Below are 18,761 nucleotides of genomic sequence, written 5' to 3' on the forward strand. Positions count from 1 at the left end.
CTCAGTGGCTCCATTGCGAATGGTCGGAGGCGGGCTTCTGCGCATAGATCGAGCGATACGGCGCGATACCCTGATGGTGTTCGGTGAGCAGGTTGGCCAGGTCGAACAGCGCCTGCGCGCTGGCCCGGTAACCGCTCCAGCAGCGCTGGAAGCCGCCCAGCAGGTCGTACTGCGGAAAGCCCACGCGCAGCAGCGGAATGCCCAGGCGGTCGGCGCTGGCCAGCGCATGGCTGTTGCCGAGCAGCAGTTGGCACCACCGTCGCGGGCGGCCTGCTCCAAGTCCTCCAGGTCACCGACCTGGATGCGCGCCAGCGGCGCATCGGCCAACGCCGGCGCGCGCGCCGGCACCACGGCAGCCACCAGTTGCGCGCCCATGCCGCGCGCCAGGGTGGCGAAACCGAGCAGCAGATCGGGGTCGGCGGCGATGCCCAGACGCGCGTCGCCGAGCATGAAATGGGTATCGAGCATGGCGTCCTGCAGTTGCCGGCGCTGGCGCTGCCAGCGCTCCGGCACCGGGTTGCCGCTGATCTCGCTCAGCGCCATCAGCCAGGCATCCACCGCCTCCAGGCCCAGCAGCAGGCCGAAACGCCGGTCCGGTACGCCGCTGCGGGCGGCCAGCGCATCGGCGGCGGCAGTCAGGCTCTGGCCGATCACCAGGGTGGCGGCGCTCTGCCCGGCACTGGCCAACTCGTCGAGGGTCAGCCCGCCGGTGGTCAGCGGGTTGAAGGCTGCCTCGTCGAGATGGCCGTCCAGCGAGCCGGACAGGTCGGGGATCAGCAACGGCCGCAGGCCGAAGCTCTCGATGCTCTCGGCGACGAATTCCAGGTCGCCGGGTGTCAGGCTGGCGCTGCACAGCACGTTGACCTGGCGCGGCCGCTGGCCGACCTGGTCACGGCGCTCGGGCACCAGCGCCTCGATCATCGCCTTGAGCGCGGCGGCGAAACCGCTCTCGAAGCAACCGCTGAAGTCCGGGCTGTTCACCGACACCACGGCCACGTCGCCGTACTCGGGATATTCGCGGCGGAACTGATGCACGGCGCTGTGCAGGTCGCAGCCCTGGGTCTCCGCCAGCGCGGTGCTGAGCAGGCCGATCACCGCTGGATGTTGCTTGTCGCAAATGGTGCGCAGCGCCTCGACCACGTTCTCGTCGGCGCCCATCACCGAGCTGACCTGATCCATCGCCGTGGTCTGCAACGGCACCGGCTCGCGGAAGTGCCTGACGAAGAACACCTTGGCGAACGCCGTGCAGCCCTGCGAACCGTGCAGCAGCGGCATGCTGCGCGCCAGGCCGAGGAAGGCCAGCGCGGCGCCCATGGTCTGGCTGGCCTTCAGCGGGCTGACCGCCAGCGCCTTGTTGCGGTTGATGATCTGTGCCATCGCGACCTCCTCAGGCGTTCGCCAGCGTACGGGGTTGTGCCTCGGCCGACGCGACGGGCCGCTCCCACGGCGCCGGCTGGCGCACCGCCGGCCACACCGGGCTCTCGAGGGTCAGGCACAGCTGGCGCACCAGTTCCCGCATGCCGTCGTAGCCGGCATAGCCGAATTCGCGTTCCTGGTTGATGTCGAGGAAGGGGATGCGCCCCTTGAGCGCGGTGTACATGTTGCGGCCGCCGGCGATGAGGATGTCGGCGCGGTATTCCTCCACCGTGCGCAACAGCGCGCGCGGATTGCCCTCGTCGAGCATCTTGACGTCGTCGCCCATCAGCTCGCGGATGCGCGCCTTGTCCTCCTCGGTGGATTTCTTGGTGCCGGTGGCGACTACCTTCATGCCCAGGTCCTGCAGCGCGGAGATCACCGACCAGGACTTGACCCCGCCGGTGTAGAGCAGCACGCGCTTGCCGGCCAGGCGTTCGCGCCAGGCTCCAGCGCCGCGCGAATCTTCGCTTCCTCGCGCGCGATCAGCGCTTCGGTGCGCGAGGCGAGGTCGGCATCGCCGATCAGCCGGGCGAAGTCGCGCAGCGCCTGCGAGGTGTCGGTGATGCCGTAGAAACTGCCCTCGAACCAGGGCGTGCCGAAGCGCTCCTGCAGCTTGCGCGCGACGTTGAGCATGGCCTTGGAGCAGACCATCATATTCACCTCGGCGCGGTGCATGGTCTGCACCTCGCGAAAACGCGCATCGCCCGACAGCGTGCAGAGCACGCGCAGGCCCAGCTCGTCGAGCAGCGGCAGCACGTGCCAGAACTCGCCGGCGATGTTGTATTCGCCGATCAGGTTGACGTCGTGCACACGAATGCCGGCGCGCTCGCTGCCGGCCGGCAGTGGGTCGGGCTCACGGGTGCCGATCACGTGCTTGACCATGGCATTGCCGGCGATGCGGTTGCCGAGGTTCTTGGTGCCGTAGAAGCCGGCGCCGTCCACCGGCACCACCGGGGTGGCGAAATGCTCGCTGGCGGCCTTGCACACGGCATCGAGGTCGTCGCCGATCAGCGCCGGCACGCAGGTGTTGTAGACGAACACCGCCGGCGGCGCGTAGCTCTCCACCGCCTGGCGGATGGCGTGGAACAGGCGCTTCTCGGCGCGTCCCATGATCACGTCCTGCTCGGAGAGATCGGTGGTCATGCCGATGCGGTACAACTGCGGGCCGCTGGAGCGGGTGCCGCGGTTGTCCCAGGAACTGCCGGCGCAGGCGATCGGCCCATGGACGATGTGCGCCACGTCGGCGATCGGCAGCAGCGCGATCTGCGCGCCGTCGAAGGCGCAGCCACCATCGGTGGCGCCCGGCGTCGGCTTGGCGCAGCCGGACTTCTCCTTCTTGTTGTGCGTGCAGGCGGGCTCGTCGAGCAGCTCGGCAATGTCCTTGGCTTTCATCGCACCCTCCGGTCGTCGTGGTCATGCGCAACGAGGTGGGTGCAATGCCTGTACCAAAAATTAACTCATTGTTTAAAAAGGATTTATTGATAAACCGCCTTGTCGCAAAAGCCCCCGGATGTGGGGTTTGCAACAAAGGATTCAACTGTCGCATCGTAGGTTGGGGCGGGGCGCGTAGCCTGAGCCGCGTAGCGGCGAAGCCCAACATCACACCGGAGCCGAATAACGCCACACGACGAATCCGCTGCCCGACGCCGCGCTCGTTGGGCTTCGCGAAGCGAAGGCTAGGCGCCCCCACCCAACCTACGTTCCAACCAAGCGGTAGGGATCACGTTTTTGCGCTGACGGGCTGCTTTACGCTTCGCGACGTCAATTCATCAAGGACGATGAGATGCACTATCGACGCGCTTTCGTGCCGGGCGGCACGTTCTTTTTCACCCTCGGGCTGGCCGATCGCAGCCAGTGCCTGCTCACCGAGCATATCGACGCGCTTCGCGCCGCCTTTCGCCTGGTAAAGGCCCGACATCCGTTCGAGATCGTCGCGCAGGTGGTGTTGCCGGATCACCTGCACGCCGTATGGCGACTGCCCGAGGGCGATGCCGACTACCCGCTGCGCTGGGCGTTGATCAAGAGCAGCTTCTCCCGTCGCCTGCCCGCATACGAGGCGATTCCGTTGTCGCGCCGACGCAAACGTGAGCGCGCCGTCTGGCAACGGCGCTATTGGGAGCACCGGATCCGGGACGAAGAGGATCTGCAGCGGCACATCGATTACATCCATTTCAATCCGGTCAAGCATGGGCACGTTTCACGCGCCGCCGATTGGCCGTATTCCTCGATTCATCGTTACATCAGAAACAGAGCGATACCGGTCGATTGGGGAGGTGAGGTGTGTGCGGCGGGGTCGATCCACGTACGTTGGGATTGAGGCCCGGTGGTTGGGTGAAACACGTAGGTTGGGTCGGGCGGCGCTCCGCTGGGCCGCGGAGCGGCGAAGCCCAACATCACTCCGGGGCCAAAGCGGACCTCCGATGCGCCGAAGCTCAACGCCGCGACGAGTGCGTTGTCCGACGCCTCGCTCGTTGGGCTTCGCAGGCTCAACCCAACCTACGTCAGAGTTGGACAGTTACGACGGGGCACGACGTAGGTTGGGTTGAGACGCGAAGCGACGAAGCCCAACATCACGCCGGGGCCAAAGCGAACCTCCGACGCGCCGAAGCTCAACGCCATAACGATTGCGTTGCCCGGTGCCAGCTCGTTGGGCTTCGCGGAGCTCAACCCAACCTACGACTGGCACCGAACCCGTAGGTTGGGTTGAGCCGCGAAGCGGCGAAGCCCAACATCACACCGGAACCAAGGCGAATCTCCGACGTGCCGAAGCTCAACGCCGTAACGATTGTGTTACCCGATGCCTCGCTCGTTGGGCTTCGCGGAGCTCAACCTCGGCGGCCCCACCCAACCTACCTCAACCCAACCTACCCAATCGCTCTTCGATCGCGTTCCGGACTTCGGGATCGTCTTCGTTCAGCTCGCGCAGGGCGTCGAGCGGGGCGTTTTCCACGGCGGCCAGGCGTACCGTCCAGTCGGGGTCGTGGAGCATTTCCAGCACGTCCTCGCCATGCAGGCGCGCGGCGACCAGGCGGCGGACTTCCGGTTCGGGGTCGGTGACCATCAGTCCGAGGCTTTCCTCGGGCAGGCGCTGTGCGACGAACTTGCGCACCTGGCGGTCCTCGTCGCGGATGAAGCGGAACAGCCGCCCCGGGGCTATGCGCTGGACTACGTAGGCGCGCACCAGGTAATCCGGGTCGGCAGCCATCCGTTCCAGTTGCTCGGCCGGCAGGCGGTCGGCGACGGTGATGCGCACTTCCCGATCCGGGTCGCGCATGAGTTCGCCCAGGCGCTCGCGCGGCAGGCGGTAGGCGACGGCACGGCGCACCGCTTCGTCGACGTCGTGGATCATCGGCAGCAGCGCCTCCACCGGGGCGTAGCGCACGGCGATGGCGCGCCGCTCCCAGAACGGATCGGCCAGGTAGTGCACGGCCAGCTGCGGATTCTGCCGGAAGAAACGGTCGATCTGCCGGCCGCTGTGGATCGCCACGCAGCGGTCGCCCGGCGTGCAGCGGCCGCTGGGCAGCAGGTCGCCGCGAAAGCTGCAATCGCGGCAGTCCGCCAGGGGGGTGATGTCCTCGCTACCGTCGTTGTGCATGGGTGCTCTCTAATCGGCGATGACTTCGGCCAGGACGATGCCCGAGGCGGCGTCCAGGTCGTTGCTCAGCACCGAGCAGTGCTGGCTGGAGTTGACCAGGTAGACGTTGAACCCCGGCCGCTCGGCAACCGGCTTGGCATTGGCCACCACGTCGTCGTCCATGCAGCAGGTGAAGTGGATGCCAGGGTGCTCGCTGCGCAGCCTGGCGAGCAGCGCCTCGTCCAACGGAGCGTTCTCGGCCTGGCGGATGACCGCGTCGAGCTGGGTCTGGCTGATCATGGGGTGTCCTCTCTTTCAGACGTGGAAACGCGGGGGGCCGGCTCGCTGCCCATGGCCTTGGCCAGCCAGGGCGGCGGCGCGCTGGCCAGTACCTGTTGCAGTTCCTCGACGATCTCGCGGGCCGGGATCGGCCGCATGACCTTGACCGGGTGGGTGCCGACGCGAATCACCTTGGCCGCCGCCGGCCCGCCGATGCTCAGGGTGTAGAGCAGCTGGCAGTCGTGCAGCAGTTCGGCGCGGCGGGCATGGCGATCTTCGTGGGGCGCGACCGGCCCCGGCTCGCGCAGGTCGACCAGGCGGCTGGCGCTCGGCGAGATCTGGTAGACGAGAAAGCGCGCGCAGCTGCCGAAGCTGCCGTCCAGGCGCTCGCCGCCGTCGGAGGTGCAGGCGATGCGGATCGAATCCGGCAACTCGCCTTCGCGATAGGGCTCGATGGCCGGCAACGGTTCCTCGGGCATCCGCACGCCACGCCCCTTGAGCAGGCCGAGCGCACGCTGCAATTGCCGCTCGCTGAGCGCCGGCGGCGGCCCGTCGACGCTGCTCAGCAGGCGGTTGCGCAGGCGGTTTAGGCGCAGCCTGGCCAGTCGCGCTTCGGTGATCGGCTCGCCGGTGACGCTGAGCAGGGTGCGCAGCAGTTGCCCGGTATCCACGCCGTTCAGCTCGCGCGCGGCCAGGGCGATGCGCAGGGCCAGGTGAGCCGGCAGCGGAGCCCGTCCGTTGCTGGGCGCCATCGTTCAGCCCTCGCCGGCCCGTTTGGCGCGCAGGGTGATCGGCAGTTTCGGCGGCGCGAGAGGGGTTCGAGGTAGTAGCTGGAGCCATCGGCCAGGGCGACTTCGCCGCCCCAGCGCTCGGGGCTGTCGTGTTCCAGGCTGACGACGATTTCTTCCTGGTCCTTCTTGGCGATGTAGAAGGTCAGCTGGCCATTCTTGTTGCGGCTGATCATGACACTGGGCATGGGAGGCTTCCTGAAAATAGGGCTGGCCGGCCGACGACCATTGCGGTGCGCCGGCCGGCCAGGATGGGGAGGTCGCCCTCCCCGCTCGCGGTCAACGAACCAGGTCGTAGTTGTAGTCGGTGCTCTGCATGCCGCGGGTCTCGTCGTCGAGGCGCTCGAGCACGGCGTTGACGAGGGTGGTCAGTATCTGCATGGCGCCTTCGTAGCCCAGGGTGGTCTGGCGATGCAGGTGGTGGCGGTCGAAGATCGGGAAGCCGAGACGGATCAGCGGCACCTCGAACTCCTTGCCCTTGTGCAGCGTGTCGCGCTGGATGAACTTGCCGTAGCTGTTGCCGATCATGAAGTCCGGCTTGTCGGTGAACACCAGCGAGCGCATGTGCCAGAGGTCCTTGCCGATGTACACGGTGCAGTTCTTGCCGTAGGGCGAGGACTCCAGGATCGCGTCCATGGCCTTCTTCCAGCGCTTGTTGCCGTTGTGGGCGAGGATGTGCACCGGCTCGGCGCCCAGCTCCAGGAGGAACTTGGCCATGCCCATGACGAAATCCGGATCGCCCCACAGCGCGAAGCGCTTGCCGTGCAGCCAGGTGTGCGAGTCGGTCATCATGTCGACCAGGCGACCGCGCTCCTTGGCCAGGCTTTCGGGGATCGGCTGGCCGCTGATCTCGCTGACCTTCATCAGGAACTCGTCGGTCCAGTCCAGGCCCATGGGGATGCTCAGCTTGGGCGTCTCGTGCTTCCAGGTGCCTTCGACGAACTTCCTGGTCTTTTCCAGCTGCCAGGGTTGCAGCAGCAGGGTGTTCAGGGCGTTGGGCGCATCCTTGATCTCGTCCTGGGTGGTGCCGCCGGAGTACATGCGGAACTGGCCGTCGGCCGGGGTATCGAGCACTTCTTCCGGATCGGAGAGCAGGCTGTAGCCGACGTCCATTTCCTTGAGCATGCGCTTGATCACGCGGAAGTTGCCCAGGTAGGTCTCGAAGCCGGGAACGACATTGATCTTGTGGTTGCTACCGACCACCTTGTCGTCCATGTGATTGAGGGTGAAGTAGCGGGCAATGCCCTCGAACATGTTGTCCCAGCCGGTGACGTGGCTGCCGACGAAGCTCGGGGTGTGGGCATAGGGGACCGGGTAGTCCTCGGGGATGAAGCCCTCCTTCTTCGAGTTGTTGATGAAGGCGTTGAGGTCGTCGCCGATGACCTCGGCCATGCAGGTGGTGGACACGGCGATCATGTCCGGCTTGTAGGTGGCCTTGCAGTTGGCCAGGCCGTCCTTCATGTTCTGCTGGCCGCCGAACACCGCTGCGTCCTCGGTCATGGAGTCGGACACGCAGGACACCGGCTCCTTGAAGTGGCGGTTGAAGTAGGTGCGGAAGTAGGCCACGCACCCCTGCGAGCCGTGCACGTAGGGCATGGTCTTCTCGAAGCCCAGGGCGCAGAGTACCGAACCCAGCGGCTGGCAGGCCTTGGCCGGGTTGACGGTCAGGGCTTCGCGCTGGAAGTTGAGTTCCTGGTATTCCTGGGTGGTGGTCCACTGGAAGACTTCGTCGATCTTGTCCTGCGGATGCTTCTCTTCGAAGGCGTCGCGCTTGCGCGCGAGCATGTCCTTGTACTCTTCGTCGCGGAACAGCGGATAGCTGGGTTTGATGTTATCGACTTGCTGGCTCATGACTCTCTCCTTCGCCTCACTCATCTGTGAACGGCGATCACGGATATCGGCGGCGACCGGCCTGCGCCGGCCGCCGCGGACGTTGCGTACGACTGCGGACCATCAGGCGCTGGCGGCGACCTTCTCGGCCGATTCCTCGGCCTTCTGCCAGGGCGCCTGCAGCTTCTTCCAGCACGGGTTGTTCAGGGTCATGTCCATGTCACGGGCGAAGATGGCGAAGCCGTCGAAGCCGTGGTACGGGCCGGAATAATCCCAGGAGTGCATCTGCCGGAAGGGAATGCCCATCTTCTGGAAGATGTACTTTTCCTTGATGCCGGAACCGATCAGGTCGGGCTTGATGCGCTTGACGAACTCCTCGAACTCGTAGCCGGTGACGTCGTCGTAGAGCAGCGTGGCGTTGCCCATTTCCTTGAGGGTGCGGTCGTAGTCGTCGTTGTGGCCGAACTCGTAGCCGGTGCCGACCACTTCCATGCCCAGGTCCTCGTAGGCGCCGATCACGTGGCGCGGACGCAGGCCGCCGACGTAGAGCATCACGCGCTTGCCTTCCAGGCGCGGGCGATACTTGGCGATCACCGCCTCCCACTCCGGCTGGTACTTGGCGATCACTTGCTCGCACTTGGCCTTGATGCTGTCGTCGAAATGCTCGGCGATGGCCCGCAGCGACTCGGCGGTCTTGGTCGGGCCGAAGAAGTTGTACTCCATCCATGGGATGCCGTACTTCTCTTCCATGTGCCGCGAGATGTAGTTCATCGAGCGGTAGCAGTGCACCAGGTTGAGCTTGACCTTGGGTGTCAGTTCCATCTCGGAAATCGTGCCGTCGCCGGACCACTGCGCGACCACGCGCAGGCCCATTTCCTCGAGCAGGATGCGCGAGGACCAGGCATCGCCGCCGATGTTGTAGTCGCCGATGATGGAGACGTCGTAGGGCGTGCTCTCGAAGCTGGTGTCGTCGTCGCGCTTGTCCAGCACCCAGTCGCGGATGGCGTCGTTGGCGATGTGGTGGCCGAGGGACTGCGATACCCCGCGGAAACCTTCGCAGCGCACCGGTACCACGGTGGTCTCGTGCTCGGCGGCCTTCTTCTTGGCGACCGCCTCGATGTCGTCGCCGATCAGGCCGATGGGGCATTCGGACTGCACGGAGATGCCCTTGTTCAGCGGGAACAGCGTCTCGATCTCGTCGATCAGCTTGGCCAGCTTCTTGTCGCCGCCGAAGACGATGTCCTTCTCCTGGAAGTCCGAGGTGAAGTTCATGGTGACGAAGGCGTTCACCCCGGTGGTGCCGATGTAGTAGTTGCGCCGCCCGGCGCGCGAGTACTGGCCACAACCCACCGGCCCGTGGGAAATGTGGATCATGTCCTTGATCGGCCCCCAGACCACACCCTTCGAGCCGGCGTAGGCGCAGCCACGGATGGTCATCAGCCCCGGCTGGGACTTCTTGTTGGAGGTGATGCACTTCTTCGATTGCTCAAGCGTCGGGTCGTTGGGCGACAAGTGCTTGGCGCGGTCCTTGCGGGCCTTCTCCGGATAGACTTCCAGGACTTCCTGGATGAGGGATTCCACCTCTTCGCGGGACATACCGGTCATGATTGACCTCCTCTTGCGTTCATGTGCGGGTCACGGGCGCACCGCACCGTGCCGGGCACGGTGCGACACCCCGGCAGCCCATCCGCCCTGCCCCGTTCTGCTGAAGCGATCAGGCAACGACTTCCTCGGCGGCGGTCTTGCCGACGATGGTCATGTCTTCCTCGTCCATGATCCCGAACTCCATGAGCAGGGCTTCCAGCTCGTCCATGCTGATCGGGGTGGGGATGACCAGTTTCTTGTTCTCGACGATCTTCTTCGCCAGGGTCCGGTATTCGTCGGCCTGCTTGGCGGCGGGGTCGTACTCGATGACGGTCATGCGGCGGATTTCGGCGCGCTGCACGACGTTGTCGCGCGGGACGAAGTGGATCATCTGCGAGCCCAGCTTGTCGGCCAGGGCCATGATCAGCTCGTCCTCGCGGTCGGTGTTGCGGCTGTTGCAGATCAGCCCGCCGAGGCGCACGCTGCCGGAATTGGCGTACTTCACGATGCCCTTGCAGATGTTGTTGGCGGCATACATCGCCATCATCTCGCCGGAGCAGACGACGTAGATCTCCTGGGCCTTGTTCTCGCGGATGGGCATGGCGAAGCCGCCACAGACCACGTCGCCGAGCACGTCGTAGAAGACGAAGTCCAGGTCATCCTCGTAGGCGCCTTCCTCTTCGAGGAAGTTGATCGCGGTGATCACGCCGCGACCGGCGCAGCCCACACCCGGCTCCGGACCGCCCGACTCGACGCACTTGATGTCGCCGTAGCCGGTCTTGAGCACGTCCTCGAGTTCCAGGTCTTCCACGGTACCGGCCTCGGCGGCCATTTCCATGATGGTGTTCTGCGCCTTGGAGTGCAGGATCAGGCGAGTGGAGTCGGCCTTGGGGTCGCAGCCGACGATCATGACCTTCTTGCCGAGTTCGGCCAGGGCCGCCACGAGGTTCTGGGTCGTGGTGGACTTGCCGATTCCACCCTTCCCGTAAATAGCGCATTGACGCATTGCCATAATTAAGTTCCTCAGGTTTCGTTACCACTTGACGTGGGCTATAGGCACGAACAAGCCTGCGCAACAGGGCAATAGCAGCCTTTGTGCCAGCGTCCCAAAAAGAACATAAGCACTTGTTTTAATTGAAATAATTTTATTAATGGCAACATTCTTCGGCGGTTCGATAGTTAACAACCGACAGGCCTGACTGTTGCAATGGCGACAAAAAGATCGACCGGGCCAAGCGCCGGTTTTTCACACTTGCGGCAACTGTTGCGAACATGACAATTGTCGCGTTCGATACTTTCGAAAACACCTGAACGGCAACTATCGCCGCATTCAAAGCCCCATATATCAAGGGCTTGCATGCACGCTCCCGGCTGGCTCGGTTATTGCGATCGGCTATCGGTAAATCCACTGGCCGCAGGAGATTTGCCGTGAACGATCCTTTGCAGGAAATCGCCGACCGCCTCGCCGCCCATGAACTGGTGCCCTACCTGGGGCCCGGTGTGCTGGGCGGCGTGGTCGACCGCGACACCGGTCAGCCGATGCCGGCCGACAATGAAAGCCTGATCCTCGCCATGACCGGCGGGCAGCCGATGGCGCCGCGGCTGATGTACGAATTCCCGCGTGCCGCCATGCACCTGGAGAACAAGAAGGGCCGCAGCTTCATCGAGCGCTTCCTGACCCAGACCTACGGTGGCGACAACTGGACGCCCGCGCCGCTGCACCGCTGGCTGGCCGGGTTGAACCTGCCCTACGTCATCGACTGCAATCGCGACACCCAGCTGCAGCGCTGCTATGCCGACCGTCCGCATACGCTGGTGGTCGGCGCCGCGCGCATCGCCGCCAGCCCCTACCGCTTCGACATCTATCGCTTCGACGCAGGCCGCTACCAGCGCATCGACCAGAGCGAGGTCGATCCCGCGCTACCGGTGCTGTTCAAGCCGCTGGGCACGCCGCTGCCAAACCCTTCCTACGTCGCCAGCGACGCCGACTTCGTCGACTACATCACCGAACTGATGGGCGGCTTCGCCATTCCCGGCTGGCTCAAGCAGCAGCGCAAGGAATGCCGCTACCTGTTCCTCGGCATGCAGTTCAACCGCGACACCGAGCGCATGCTGATGAGCGACCTGATCCACGATGCCGCCACGCCCGCCGGCTGGGCGCTGATCCCCTCGCCGACCGCGAAGGACCGCAAGGTCTGCCTGCGCAAGCAACTGGAACTGGTCGAGACCGACTGGCACGACCTGCTCGGCCTGGCCCAGGGCGCCCCGCAAGTCGCCTGACCGTTTTTTTCCACGAGAGAGCATGACCATGCTGTTGAAAACCTACGAAACGCAAAACCTGCTGTGCAACGTCAGCGTCAATGGCGCGACCACGAAGCCGGACACCTACGCCTTCCGCGGCGACCTGGTGCTCGAAGAAGGCGAGATCGCCGATGCCTCCGGCCGCCGCCTGCCGCCGACCGCCGTGGTCAAGCAGGCGGTCATGCTCGAGCAGCAGGGGAAACTGGCGATGATGGCCGGCGCCCTGATCGAACTGGCCCACCTGCCGCTGTTCCTCGAACGCTACCGCGGCGACCTGGCCGACGGCGCACCGGTGATCTTCTACGTGGAGAACCTCGGCCAGTCGCTGTACACCGAGCTCGACGGCGTGCCCCTGCTGCTGCAGGCACACGAGGAAGGCGCGGTGTGGAACACCCTGGCCGACGACCTGCGCCTGGACAAGGAAGACTTCAAGGGCCAGAGCGCCGAGGACAAGGTGCTCACCGTCTACGCCGCGCTGCGCGACTACCGGCCGAAGCTGGAGACGCTGAGCTACGAGGCCGCCCTTGGCTGCACCGTCGCCCATCGTCGCGAGGCGCGCGGGCCGATCTGAATCCACCCATGGGCGTATTGGGCTTGGCCAGCATGGGGCTCGATTCCACCCCCTGGATTGCCCTGGGCTCGCAGAGCCCGGGCGTAGCCCAGGTCACGTGCAACGGTTTGACATCCCCATATTGGCGATGAGCCACTCCCCTGTGCTCCCAGGGGAGTTTTTTGTGATCTGCCGTCCCTGACGATCACCCTTCGGGCCGTCGCAAGCGACGTCAAAAAATAGCTCCCGACCATTTTTCTGGGAGGCCCGCTTCCGGCTTTTCAGGCTTCAGGCCTTTGGCAGTCCTTCGGCCTGCATCGCCGCGAGGGCGCGCCTCCCACAGGGGTTCGGCGTGCGCCGGCTGCCTTTGTGGGAGGTCCGACCCCGGGGCGATGCTTTTCAGGCTTTCAAGCTTCAAGCTCCGGGCTTCAGGCCTTTGGCAGTCCTTCGGCCTGCATCGCCGCGAGGGCACGCCTCCCACAGGGGTTCGGCGTGCGCCGGCTGCCTTTGTGGGAGCCCCGACCCCGGGGCGATGCTTTTCAGGCTTTCAAGCACCAAGCTCCAAGCTTCAGGCCTTTGGCAGTCCTTCGGCCTGCATCGCCGCGAGGGCGCGCCTCCCACAGGGTTCGGCGTGCGCCGGCTGCCTTTGTGGGAGGCCCGACCCCGGGGCGATGCTTTTCAAGCTTCAGGCCTTTGGCAGTCCACCAAGCCACGATTACGGATGCCGATGCCCCTCGCCGCCGCAGCCCGGCTCCTCGTGGGGCAAGCCTGGCGGCAAGCTGCCGGCGAGCCAGGCCTGCACGGCACACGACGGATCGTTTTCGGCGGTGGTCAGCAAGCTCACGCCGCGCTCGCCCAGGCGGCGCAGCACGCCGTCGCCGGCGCTGGCGGCGATGGCCACGTCCACCGCGTGCAGCGGATGACGTTCGGGCTGGGCGCTGACATGCCATTCGTGCAGGCATGCCTGGTCGTCCAGCACCAGGCGGTAGACGGGTTCCGGCGCCTCGCCGGGGCAGATGTCGTACACCTGCCAATGGTGTGCCCGGCCGGCATGCCCGGCGACTTTGCCGTGGCGGTCGATGGCCACGGCAACCAGCCTGCGCGCGCCGCTCATGCCCAGGCCGCCTCGTCGTCGGAGCGCTCGAAGCGCACCCGCTGCTCGGCCCGCACGCCCAACAGCTTGGCCAGCCACGGCGGTGGGCTGCCGGCCATGACGCCTTGCAGATCGGCGAGAATCTGCCGCGCCTCGCCACCGGCCTTCTTGATCGGATAGATCCCGGACTTGACCACCTTGCCGCCGCCGGGCCGCCGATGGAAACCACGTAGAGTACCTGGCAGTCGCCGATCAGCTCGGCCCGTGCGCCATTGCGGTCCTCGGCGAACTCGGTATCCAGCGCCGAGCGCACGTCCACCAGCGCCAGGCTGTCGACGCCGACCTGGTAGACCAGGAAGCGCAGGCACGAGCCGAAGTGGCCGTCCAGCCGTTCGCCGTTGTTGGAGGCCACGGCCACCCGGATCGAACCTTCCGGCACGACGTCCAGGGCCACCGCCTGCGGCAGGTCCTCGCCGACACCCTCGCCCCAGAGGATGCGCACCGCTTCCTTCAGCGCCGGCAGGCCGATGCCGATGTCTTCGCCGTCCTCCTCGCCGTCGGCGCTGGCGAAGGCGGTCTTCAGGTCGGTGACGGTCACGCGCTGCAGGCTCTCCTCGTCCAGTTCGCCTTCGATCCGCTGGTGCAGGATCTCCAGCAACCGGCCGACGCCCACCTCGGGCAATGCCCGGGCGGCCAGGGCGATGCGTAATGCGGTTTCACGGTTCATGCTCGGGGGCTGGCTGTTCATCGGTCGCTCCTCTCTCGGCTATGGTCATCCGCGGCGGCTGTCAGTCGTCGTCATCGTCGTCTTCGTCCAGCACACGCGTGATGCGTTGGTAGATCTCCACCCGATCGCCCTCCTTCAGCGGGCTGTCGAGTTTGACGAACTTGCCGTAGACCCCGACCTTCTGCTTGCTCAGGTCGATGTCCGGGCAGTAGCGCAGCACCCCGGAGTGCTCGATGGCCTCGGCCACGCTGGAGCCTTCCGCCACCCGGCAGTCGAACAGCAGGGGCTGCCGGGGTGCGGCGTATACAACGGAAATCTTCATGGTGCGCTCGCTCCTCGGTCGGCTCACTGCAACACGATCAGTTCGCCGTGGGTCCTGACCCGTCGCTCGGCGCGGCGGCGATCGATCACCCGCTTGAACGCCAGCACGAAGCCCAGAACGATGAACGCCCCGGGCGGCAGGATCGCCAGCAGAATGCCCTGGAAGTCGGGAAAGACGGTGATTTCCAGCCAGTGGAAGTGCTCGCCGAGCAGCAGCGAGGCCTGCGCGAACAGCGTGCCGCTGCCGAGGATCTCGCGTACCCCGCCGATCACGATCAGCACCCAGGTGAAGCCGATGCCCATGCCGGCGCCATCGAGGATCGAGGGCAGCACCGGGTTGCGGCTGCTGAAGGATTCGGCGCGGCCGAGCACCGCGCAGTTGGTCACGATCAGCGCGATGAACAGGCCCAATACCTTGTACAGCTCGTGCATCCAGGCGTTCATCGCCATGTCGATGAGGGTCACCACGCCTGCGATGATGCCGATCATCAGCGGGTTGCGCACCGCCGGCGAGATGCTGTGGCGCAGCGCGGAGATGATCGCGTTGGTGATCATCAGCACCAGGGTGGTGGCCAGGCCCATGCCCAGGCCGTTGGTGGCGGTGGTGGTCACCGCCAGCGCCGGGCACAGCGCGAGCATCTGCACCAGGGCGACGTTGTAGTCCCACAGCGCCGAGCTGAAGTAGCTGAACAGCCCCTTGGGCTTGGGCGCTGCGACATCGGCTGATCCGCAATGGCTGCTCATGGCCGGTTCTCCTCGGTTGACTGGCGGGCCTGGAACTCGAGCGCCCGAACCACGCCCTTGACGATGGCTCGCGGGGTGATGGTGGCGCCGGCGAACTGGTCGAACTGGCCGCCGTCCTTCTTCACGGCCCATTGCGCCCTCGGCGTGTTGGCCAGCGACAGGCCGTCGAAGGCCTTGATCCAGTCGCTGCGGGTGGCTTCGATCTTGTCCGCCAGGCCGGGGGTTTCCTTGTGGCTGAGCACCCGCACGCCGAGGATGCGGCCTTCGCTGTCGAGGGCGATGAACTGGACGATCGGGCCGCCGTAGCCGACGGTGCTGACCTGGAAGGCGGTGGCCGTCAGTTGCCCCGCGCGCCGCGCCGGGTACACCTCGATCAGGCCCAGCTCGGCATCCTCGACGTCGAAAGCATCGGCCAGCGGATCGTTGTCGTAGAGCGCCTGCGGCAGTACCTGGCGCAACACGGCGAGGCGGTCCTGCAGCTCGGCATCGACAATCCGCTGGTGGGTCAGCTGGTTGCCGAGCAGCAGCGCCACGGCCACCAGGGCACAGACCAGGCCCAGCGACAGCGCCTGGTAGGAAACCCGCTCGCGCCAGGTCTCGAGCAGGCCGGGCCGGGTGAGCGGCGGTTCGTTGCCGTCTGCCACGGGCGGCGTCTGGGTCAGTTCGTTCATACCTTGTCGACCTCCTTCACCTGGCGGGTCCACTTCGCCGCCACCAGCGGCTTGCCGCGCGCGTTGCGGCCATAGGCGCGCGGCCGGCAGACGCGGTCGATCAGCGGCACCAGGGCGTTCATGAGCAACACGGCGAACGCCACGGCTTCGGGGAAATTGCCCCAGCTGCGAATGACGAAGACCAGCGCGCCGCAACCGATGGCGAAGATCAGCCGGCCACTGCGGCTGATCGGCGAGGTCACCGGGTCGGTGGCGATGAACAACGCGCCGAGCAGCAAGCCGCCCGAGGTCAGGTGGAACAGCCCGCCGCCATGTACCTGTGGGTCGATCTGGTGCGCCAGCGCCGCCAGCGCGCCCACCGTCAGCAGCATGCCCAGCGGGATCTCCCAGTGGATGATGCGCAGCGCCAGCAGCCAGAGCCCGCCGAGCAGGATCAGCAGCTCCGAGGTCTCGCCGAGCTGCCGCCGCTGTAGCCGAGAAAGGCCGGCAGCAAGGCGAAATGCCCGTCGAGGATCTGCGCGGCACTGTGCCCCAGGGTCAGCTCGGTCTGCAGGTGGCCCAGCGCGGTGGCGCCGCTCAGGCCATCGGCCAGCGCCCCGCCGGCGAAGGTGATGCGCAGGCCTTCGAGCCAGCCGGGCGCGCCCTCCGTACCCAGCGGCAAAGGCAGGGCCCAGGTGGTCATCTGCAGCGGAAAGGCGATCAGCAGCGCCACCCGCGCCAGCATCGCCGGGTTGAACACGTTCTGCCCGACGCCGCCATACAGTTGCTTGCCGATGCCGATGGCGAAGACGCTGCCACCGACGGCGATCCACCAGGCGCCCAGGGCGGCAACGTCAGCGCCAGCAGCCAGCCGCTGAGCAATGCGCTGCCGTCCAGCAGGCGGCGCAGCGGCCGGCCGAGCAGGTACAGGCAGGCGGCCTCGCAGGCCACCGCACTGGCACAGGTCAGCAGCCACAGGTAGATCGCCGGCCAGCCGAACAGGTACAGCCCCCAGGCCGTCGTCGGCAGCAGCGCCAGGCAGACGTGCAGCATGATGCGGTCGACCGAGGAGCGGTCGTGGGCGAACGGCCCCGCCGCGATACCCTGCGCGCTCATGGCGATACCTCGCTGGCGGCCGGCGCCGCCGTCTTGCGTTTCTTCGCCGCCTTGGCCGCCGCCTTGGCCGCTTCCTCCTCGGCCAGGCGCGCCGCCCGTGCCTCGGCAAGCTGCTTGACGTAATCGTTCTTGCGCGCGGCGCTGCGGCGCTCGTCCTGCTGGCCGACGGCATACTGGAAGTACTGCACCAGCGGGATGTGCGAGGGGCAGACATAGGCGCAGCAGCCGCAGAGGATGCAGTCGCGCAGGCCGTATTCGCTGGCGCCGTCGAAATCGTCGACGCGGGTGCGCGCGGCCATCTCCAGCGGCGCCAGGCCCATCGGACAGGCGTCGACGCAGCGCGCGCAGCGGATGCACGGCGCGCTGTCGCTGCGCGGCACTTCGCCGTGGTCGAGCGCCAGCAGCCCGGTGGCGCCCTTGATCACCGGCACCGCCGTCGACGGCAGCAGCATGCCCATCATCGGCCCGCCGAGCAGCAACTGCTGCGGCTCGCGCAGCAGCCCGCCGCAGCTGTCGAACAGCGCCTGCACCGGGGTGCCGATCAGGGTCTCGACGTTGCGCGGGTTGCTCACGCAGCCGCCGGCCACCGTCACCACCCGCGAGATCAGCGGGCGGCCGTGGCGCAGCGCCTGCTGGATGGCATACACCGTGCCGGCGTTGTGTACCAGCACGCCGACGTCGGTACTGCGCCCGCCCGCCGGCACCTCGCGGCCGGTGACCTGGCGGATCAGCTGCTTGGCCGAGCCCATCGGGTAGAGCGCCGGCACCGCCACCACCTCGATGGCCCCGTAGGGTTCGCTCGCCGCACGCATGGCCGCCAGCGCCGCCGGCTTGTTGTCCTCGATGGCGATGACGATGCTGTAGGCACGCAGGATGTGCTGGATCAGCCGCGCACCGTCGACCACTGCCTCGGCGCGCTCGCGCATCAGCCGGTCGTCGCAGCTCAGGTACGGCTCGCATTCGCTGCCGTTGACCAGCACGGTCTTGATCTCGTGCCGGGCGCCCTGCTTGAGCTTCACCGCGGCCGGGAAGATCGCCCCGCCGAGCCCGACCACGCCGGCATCGGCGACGCGCTGTGCGAGCCGCTGCGGGTCCTCGGCGAAGGGGTCGGCCGGCACGTCCAGCTCGATCCAGCGCTCCTCGCCATCGCATTCGAGGACCATGCCGTTGGCCTTGAGCCCGGACGGATGCGGCGCGTCGATCGGTCCGATCGAGAGGATGCGCCCGGAACTCGGCGCATGGATCGGCGCCGAGAGCTCGGTGGGCGAGCCGGCCAGCAGTTGGCCCTTGAGCACCCGCTCACCCGCCTTCACCAGCGGCAAGGCCTCGGCCCCGGCATGCTGGCGCAACGGCAGGTACAGGCGCGGCGGCAGCGGCTGCACGGCGATGCCGAGGGCAGCCGAGCGGTCCTTGTGGGCGGCGGGATGGATGCCGCCGCGAAAATGCGCGAGGTTGAACATTGTCGACTCCCGGGGTCTGACGCCCCTGTTCATCAGGCGAAATCAGGCGAAATCAGGCGGCCCTGGGTTTGGCCCAGCGCCAGTGGTCCAGCGTCAGCGCCTGGGGCGCGAGGGCGATGCAGTCCTCCGGGCAGGCCTCCAGGCATTTGCTGCAGCCGGTGCAGGCGTTGCTCAGCACGCAATGGATCTGCCCGTTGGCGCCGACGATGGCGTCGGTCGGGCAGGCGCGGAAACAGCGGGTGCAGCCGGTGCACTCGGCCGCGTCGATGCGCGCCAGCATGGGCGCGGCGAGCGCACTGGCGTCCAGCGGCACGCCGAGCAGTCGGCC

General features: G+C 66.6%; 16 protein-coding genes and 5 pseudogenes. 3 read left to right on the forward strand and 18 right to left on the reverse strand.

Features of this window, described 5'->3' with window-relative positions:
• Position 1 precedes the first annotated feature (1 nt).
• Both nifN and nifE read right to left on the reverse strand, forming a co-directional pair.
• Positions 2-1,377, reverse strand: a pseudogene (gene nifN / locus BAY1663_RS12480) (nitrogenase iron-molybdenum cofactor biosynthesis protein NifN).
• A gap of 10 nt (positions 1,378-1,387) precedes the next feature.
• Positions 1,388-2,808, reverse strand: a pseudogene (gene nifE, locus BAY1663_RS12485) (nitrogenase iron-molybdenum cofactor biosynthesis protein NifE).
• Positions 2,809-3,199: 391 nt separating this feature from the next.
• Between nifE and BAY1663_RS12490 the strand changes: the two are divergent.
• Positions 3,200-3,733 (forward strand): transposase, encoded by a 534-nt coding sequence (locus BAY1663_RS12490; protein ID WP_037041261.1) that lies wholly within the window; start codon positions 3,200-3,202, stop codon positions 3,731-3,733.
• A 537-nt stretch (positions 3,734-4,270) separates the two neighbouring features.
• On the opposite strand, the gene BAY1663_RS12495 is transcribed toward BAY1663_RS12490, so the two are convergent.
• The 7 genes and pseudogenes from BAY1663_RS12495 to nifH form a co-directional block, all read right to left on the reverse strand.
• Positions 4,271-5,011 (reverse strand): 4Fe4S-binding leucine-rich repeat protein, encoded by a 741-nt coding sequence (locus BAY1663_RS12495; protein ID WP_037041264.1) that lies wholly within the window; start codon positions 5,009-5,011, stop codon positions 4,271-4,273.
• A gap of 9 nt (positions 5,012-5,020) precedes the next feature.
• Positions 5,021-5,290: a DUF6129 family protein gene (locus BAY1663_RS12500; RefSeq protein WP_037041267.1), complete on the reverse strand. Its 270-nt coding sequence runs from the start codon at positions 5,288-5,290 to the stop codon at positions 5,021-5,023.
• Positions 5,287-6,021, reverse strand: a complete 735-nt coding sequence (locus BAY1663_RS12505; RefSeq protein WP_037041270.1) for a dinitrogenase iron-molybdenum cofactor N-terminal domain-containing protein — start codon at positions 6,019-6,021, stop codon at positions 5,287-5,289. Before BAY1663_RS12505 ends, BAY1663_RS12500 begins: the two co-directional genes overlap by 4 nt.
• A gap of 3 nt (positions 6,022-6,024) precedes the next feature.
• A pseudogene (gene nifT / locus BAY1663_RS12510) lies at positions 6,025-6,245 on the reverse strand (putative nitrogen fixation protein NifT).
• 91 nt (positions 6,246-6,336) lie between these two features.
• Positions 6,337-7,908: a nitrogenase molybdenum-iron protein subunit beta gene (gene nifK / locus BAY1663_RS12515; RefSeq protein ID WP_037041273.1), complete on the reverse strand. Its 1,572-nt coding sequence runs from the start codon at positions 7,906-7,908 to the stop codon at positions 6,337-6,339.
• A gap of 102 nt (positions 7,909-8,010) precedes the next feature.
• Positions 8,011-9,492: a nitrogenase molybdenum-iron protein alpha chain gene (gene nifD / locus BAY1663_RS12520; RefSeq protein ID WP_037041275.1), complete on the reverse strand. Its 1,482-nt coding sequence runs from the start codon at positions 9,490-9,492 to the stop codon at positions 8,011-8,013.
• A 109-nt stretch (positions 9,493-9,601) separates the two neighbouring features.
• Entirely contained in the window at positions 9,602-10,483 is an 882-nt protein-coding gene (gene nifH / locus BAY1663_RS12525) for a nitrogenase iron protein (protein ID WP_003298004.1), read from the reverse strand.
• A 416-nt stretch (positions 10,484-10,899) separates the two neighbouring features.
• Between nifH and BAY1663_RS12530 the strand changes: the two genes are divergently transcribed.
• Both BAY1663_RS12530 and BAY1663_RS12535 read left to right on the forward strand, forming a co-directional pair.
• Positions 10,900-11,751, forward strand: a complete 852-nt coding sequence (locus tag BAY1663_RS12530; RefSeq protein ID WP_037041277.1) for an SIR2 family protein — start codon at positions 10,900-10,902, stop codon at positions 11,749-11,751.
• Positions 11,752-11,773: 22 nt separating this feature from the next.
• A complete protein-coding gene (locus tag BAY1663_RS12535; protein ID WP_128576269.1) occupies positions 11,774-12,343 on the forward strand; it encodes a hypothetical protein in 570 nt (189 codons plus the stop codon).
• 694 nt (positions 12,344-13,037) lie between these two features.
• On the opposite strand, the gene BAY1663_RS12540 is transcribed toward BAY1663_RS12535, so the two are convergent.
• The 9 genes and pseudogenes from BAY1663_RS12540 to BAY1663_RS12575 all read right to left on the reverse strand — a co-directional run.
• On the reverse strand, positions 13,038-13,436 hold the full coding sequence (locus BAY1663_RS12540) for a NifB/NifX family molybdenum-iron cluster-binding protein (RefSeq protein ID WP_037041279.1): 399 nt from the start codon (positions 13,434-13,436) through the stop codon (positions 13,038-13,040).
• On the reverse strand, positions 13,433-13,612 hold the full coding sequence (locus tag BAY1663_RS25260; protein ID WP_256206726.1) for a hypothetical protein: 180 nt from the start codon (positions 13,610-13,612) through the stop codon (positions 13,433-13,435). Before BAY1663_RS25260 ends, BAY1663_RS12540 begins: the two co-directional genes overlap by 4 nt.
• Positions 13,613-13,671: 59 nt before the next feature.
• Positions 13,672-14,163 (reverse strand): annotated as a pseudogene (locus BAY1663_RS25265) (dinitrogenase iron-molybdenum cofactor N-terminal domain-containing protein); the annotation flags it as partial.
• A 40-nt stretch (positions 14,164-14,203) separates the two neighbouring features.
• Complete coding sequence (locus tag BAY1663_RS12550; protein ID WP_011912500.1) at positions 14,204-14,464, reverse strand: RnfH family protein; 261 nt, start codon at positions 14,462-14,464, stop codon at positions 14,204-14,206.
• A gap of 23 nt (positions 14,465-14,487) precedes the next feature.
• Positions 14,488-15,207 (reverse strand): electron transport complex subunit E, encoded by a 720-nt coding sequence (locus BAY1663_RS12555; RefSeq protein ID WP_037041281.1) that lies wholly within the window; start codon positions 15,205-15,207, stop codon positions 14,488-14,490.
• The gene (locus BAY1663_RS12560) at positions 15,204-15,878 is read right to left on the reverse strand and encodes an RnfABCDGE type electron transport complex subunit G (RefSeq protein WP_037041283.1); all 675 of its coding nucleotides are present in this window, start codon (positions 15,876-15,878) and stop codon (positions 15,204-15,206) included. The genes BAY1663_RS12555 and BAY1663_RS12560 overlap by 4 nt, the downstream gene beginning before the upstream one ends.
• Positions 15,875-16,973 (reverse strand): annotated as a pseudogene (locus tag BAY1663_RS25995) (RnfABCDGE type electron transport complex subunit D). Before BAY1663_RS25995 ends, BAY1663_RS12560 begins: the two are co-directional and overlap by 4 nt.
• The gene (gene rsxC / locus BAY1663_RS12570; RefSeq protein WP_037041285.1) at positions 16,970-18,433 is read right to left on the reverse strand and encodes an electron transport complex subunit RsxC; all 1,464 of its coding nucleotides are present in this window, start codon (positions 18,431-18,433) and stop codon (positions 16,970-16,972) included. The pseudogene BAY1663_RS25995 and the gene rsxC overlap by 4 nt, the downstream one beginning before the upstream one ends.
• Before the next feature lie 52 nt (positions 18,434-18,485).
• Positions 18,486-18,761 (reverse strand): RnfABCDGE type electron transport complex subunit B (locus tag BAY1663_RS12575; protein WP_037041287.1); only part of this gene is annotated, 276 nt, incomplete at its 5' end.

The organism is Pseudomonas sp. BAY1663, from assembly GCF_000582595.1.
GTDB lineage: Bacteria > Pseudomonadota > Gammaproteobacteria > Pseudomonadales > Pseudomonadaceae > Stutzerimonas > Stutzerimonas stutzeri_AF.

Coding starts and splice junctions, on each gene's coding strand:
- BAY1663_RS12490 (WP_037041261.1), top strand. CDS start 3,200: ATGCACTATCGACGCGCTTTCGTGCCGGGCGGCACGTTCTTTTTCACC.
- BAY1663_RS12495 (WP_037041264.1), bottom strand. CDS start 5,011: ATGCACAACGACGGTAGCGAGGACATCACCCCCCTGGCGGACTGCCGC.
- BAY1663_RS12500 (WP_037041267.1), bottom strand. CDS start 5,290: ATGATCAGCCAGACCCAGCTCGACGCGGTCATCCGCCAGGCCGAGAAC.
- BAY1663_RS12505 (WP_037041270.1), bottom strand. CDS start 6,021: ATGGCGCCCAGCAACGGACGGGCTCCGCTGCCGGCTCACCTGGCCCTG.
- nifK (WP_037041273.1), bottom strand. CDS start 7,908: ATGAGCCAGCAAGTCGATAACATCAAACCCAGCTATCCGCTGTTCCGC.
- nifD (WP_037041275.1), bottom strand. CDS start 9,492: ATGACCGGTATGTCCCGCGAAGAGGTGGAATCCCTCATCCAGGAAGTC.
- nifH (WP_003298004.1), bottom strand. CDS start 10,483: ATGGCAATGCGTCAATGCGCTATTTACGGGAAGGGTGGAATCGGCAAG.
- BAY1663_RS12535 (WP_128576269.1), top strand. CDS start 11,774: ATGACCATGCTGTTGAAAACCTACGAAACGCAAAACCTGCTGTGCAAC.
- BAY1663_RS12540 (WP_037041279.1), bottom strand. CDS start 13,436: ATGAGCGGCGCGCGCAGGCTGGTTGCCGTGGCCATCGACCGCCACGGC.
- BAY1663_RS12550 (WP_011912500.1), bottom strand. CDS start 14,464: ATGAAGATTTCCGTTGTATACGCCGCACCCCGGCAGCCCCTGCTGTTC.
- BAY1663_RS12555 (WP_037041281.1), bottom strand. CDS start 15,207: ATGAGCAGCCATTGCGGATCAGCCGATGTCGCAGCGCCCAAGCCCAAG.
- BAY1663_RS12560 (WP_037041283.1), bottom strand. CDS start 15,878: ATGAACGAACTGACCCAGACGCCGCCCGTGGCAGACGGCAACGAACCG.
- rsxC (WP_037041285.1), bottom strand. CDS start 18,433: ATGTTCAACCTCGCGCATTTTCGCGGCGGCATCCATCCCGCCGCCCAC.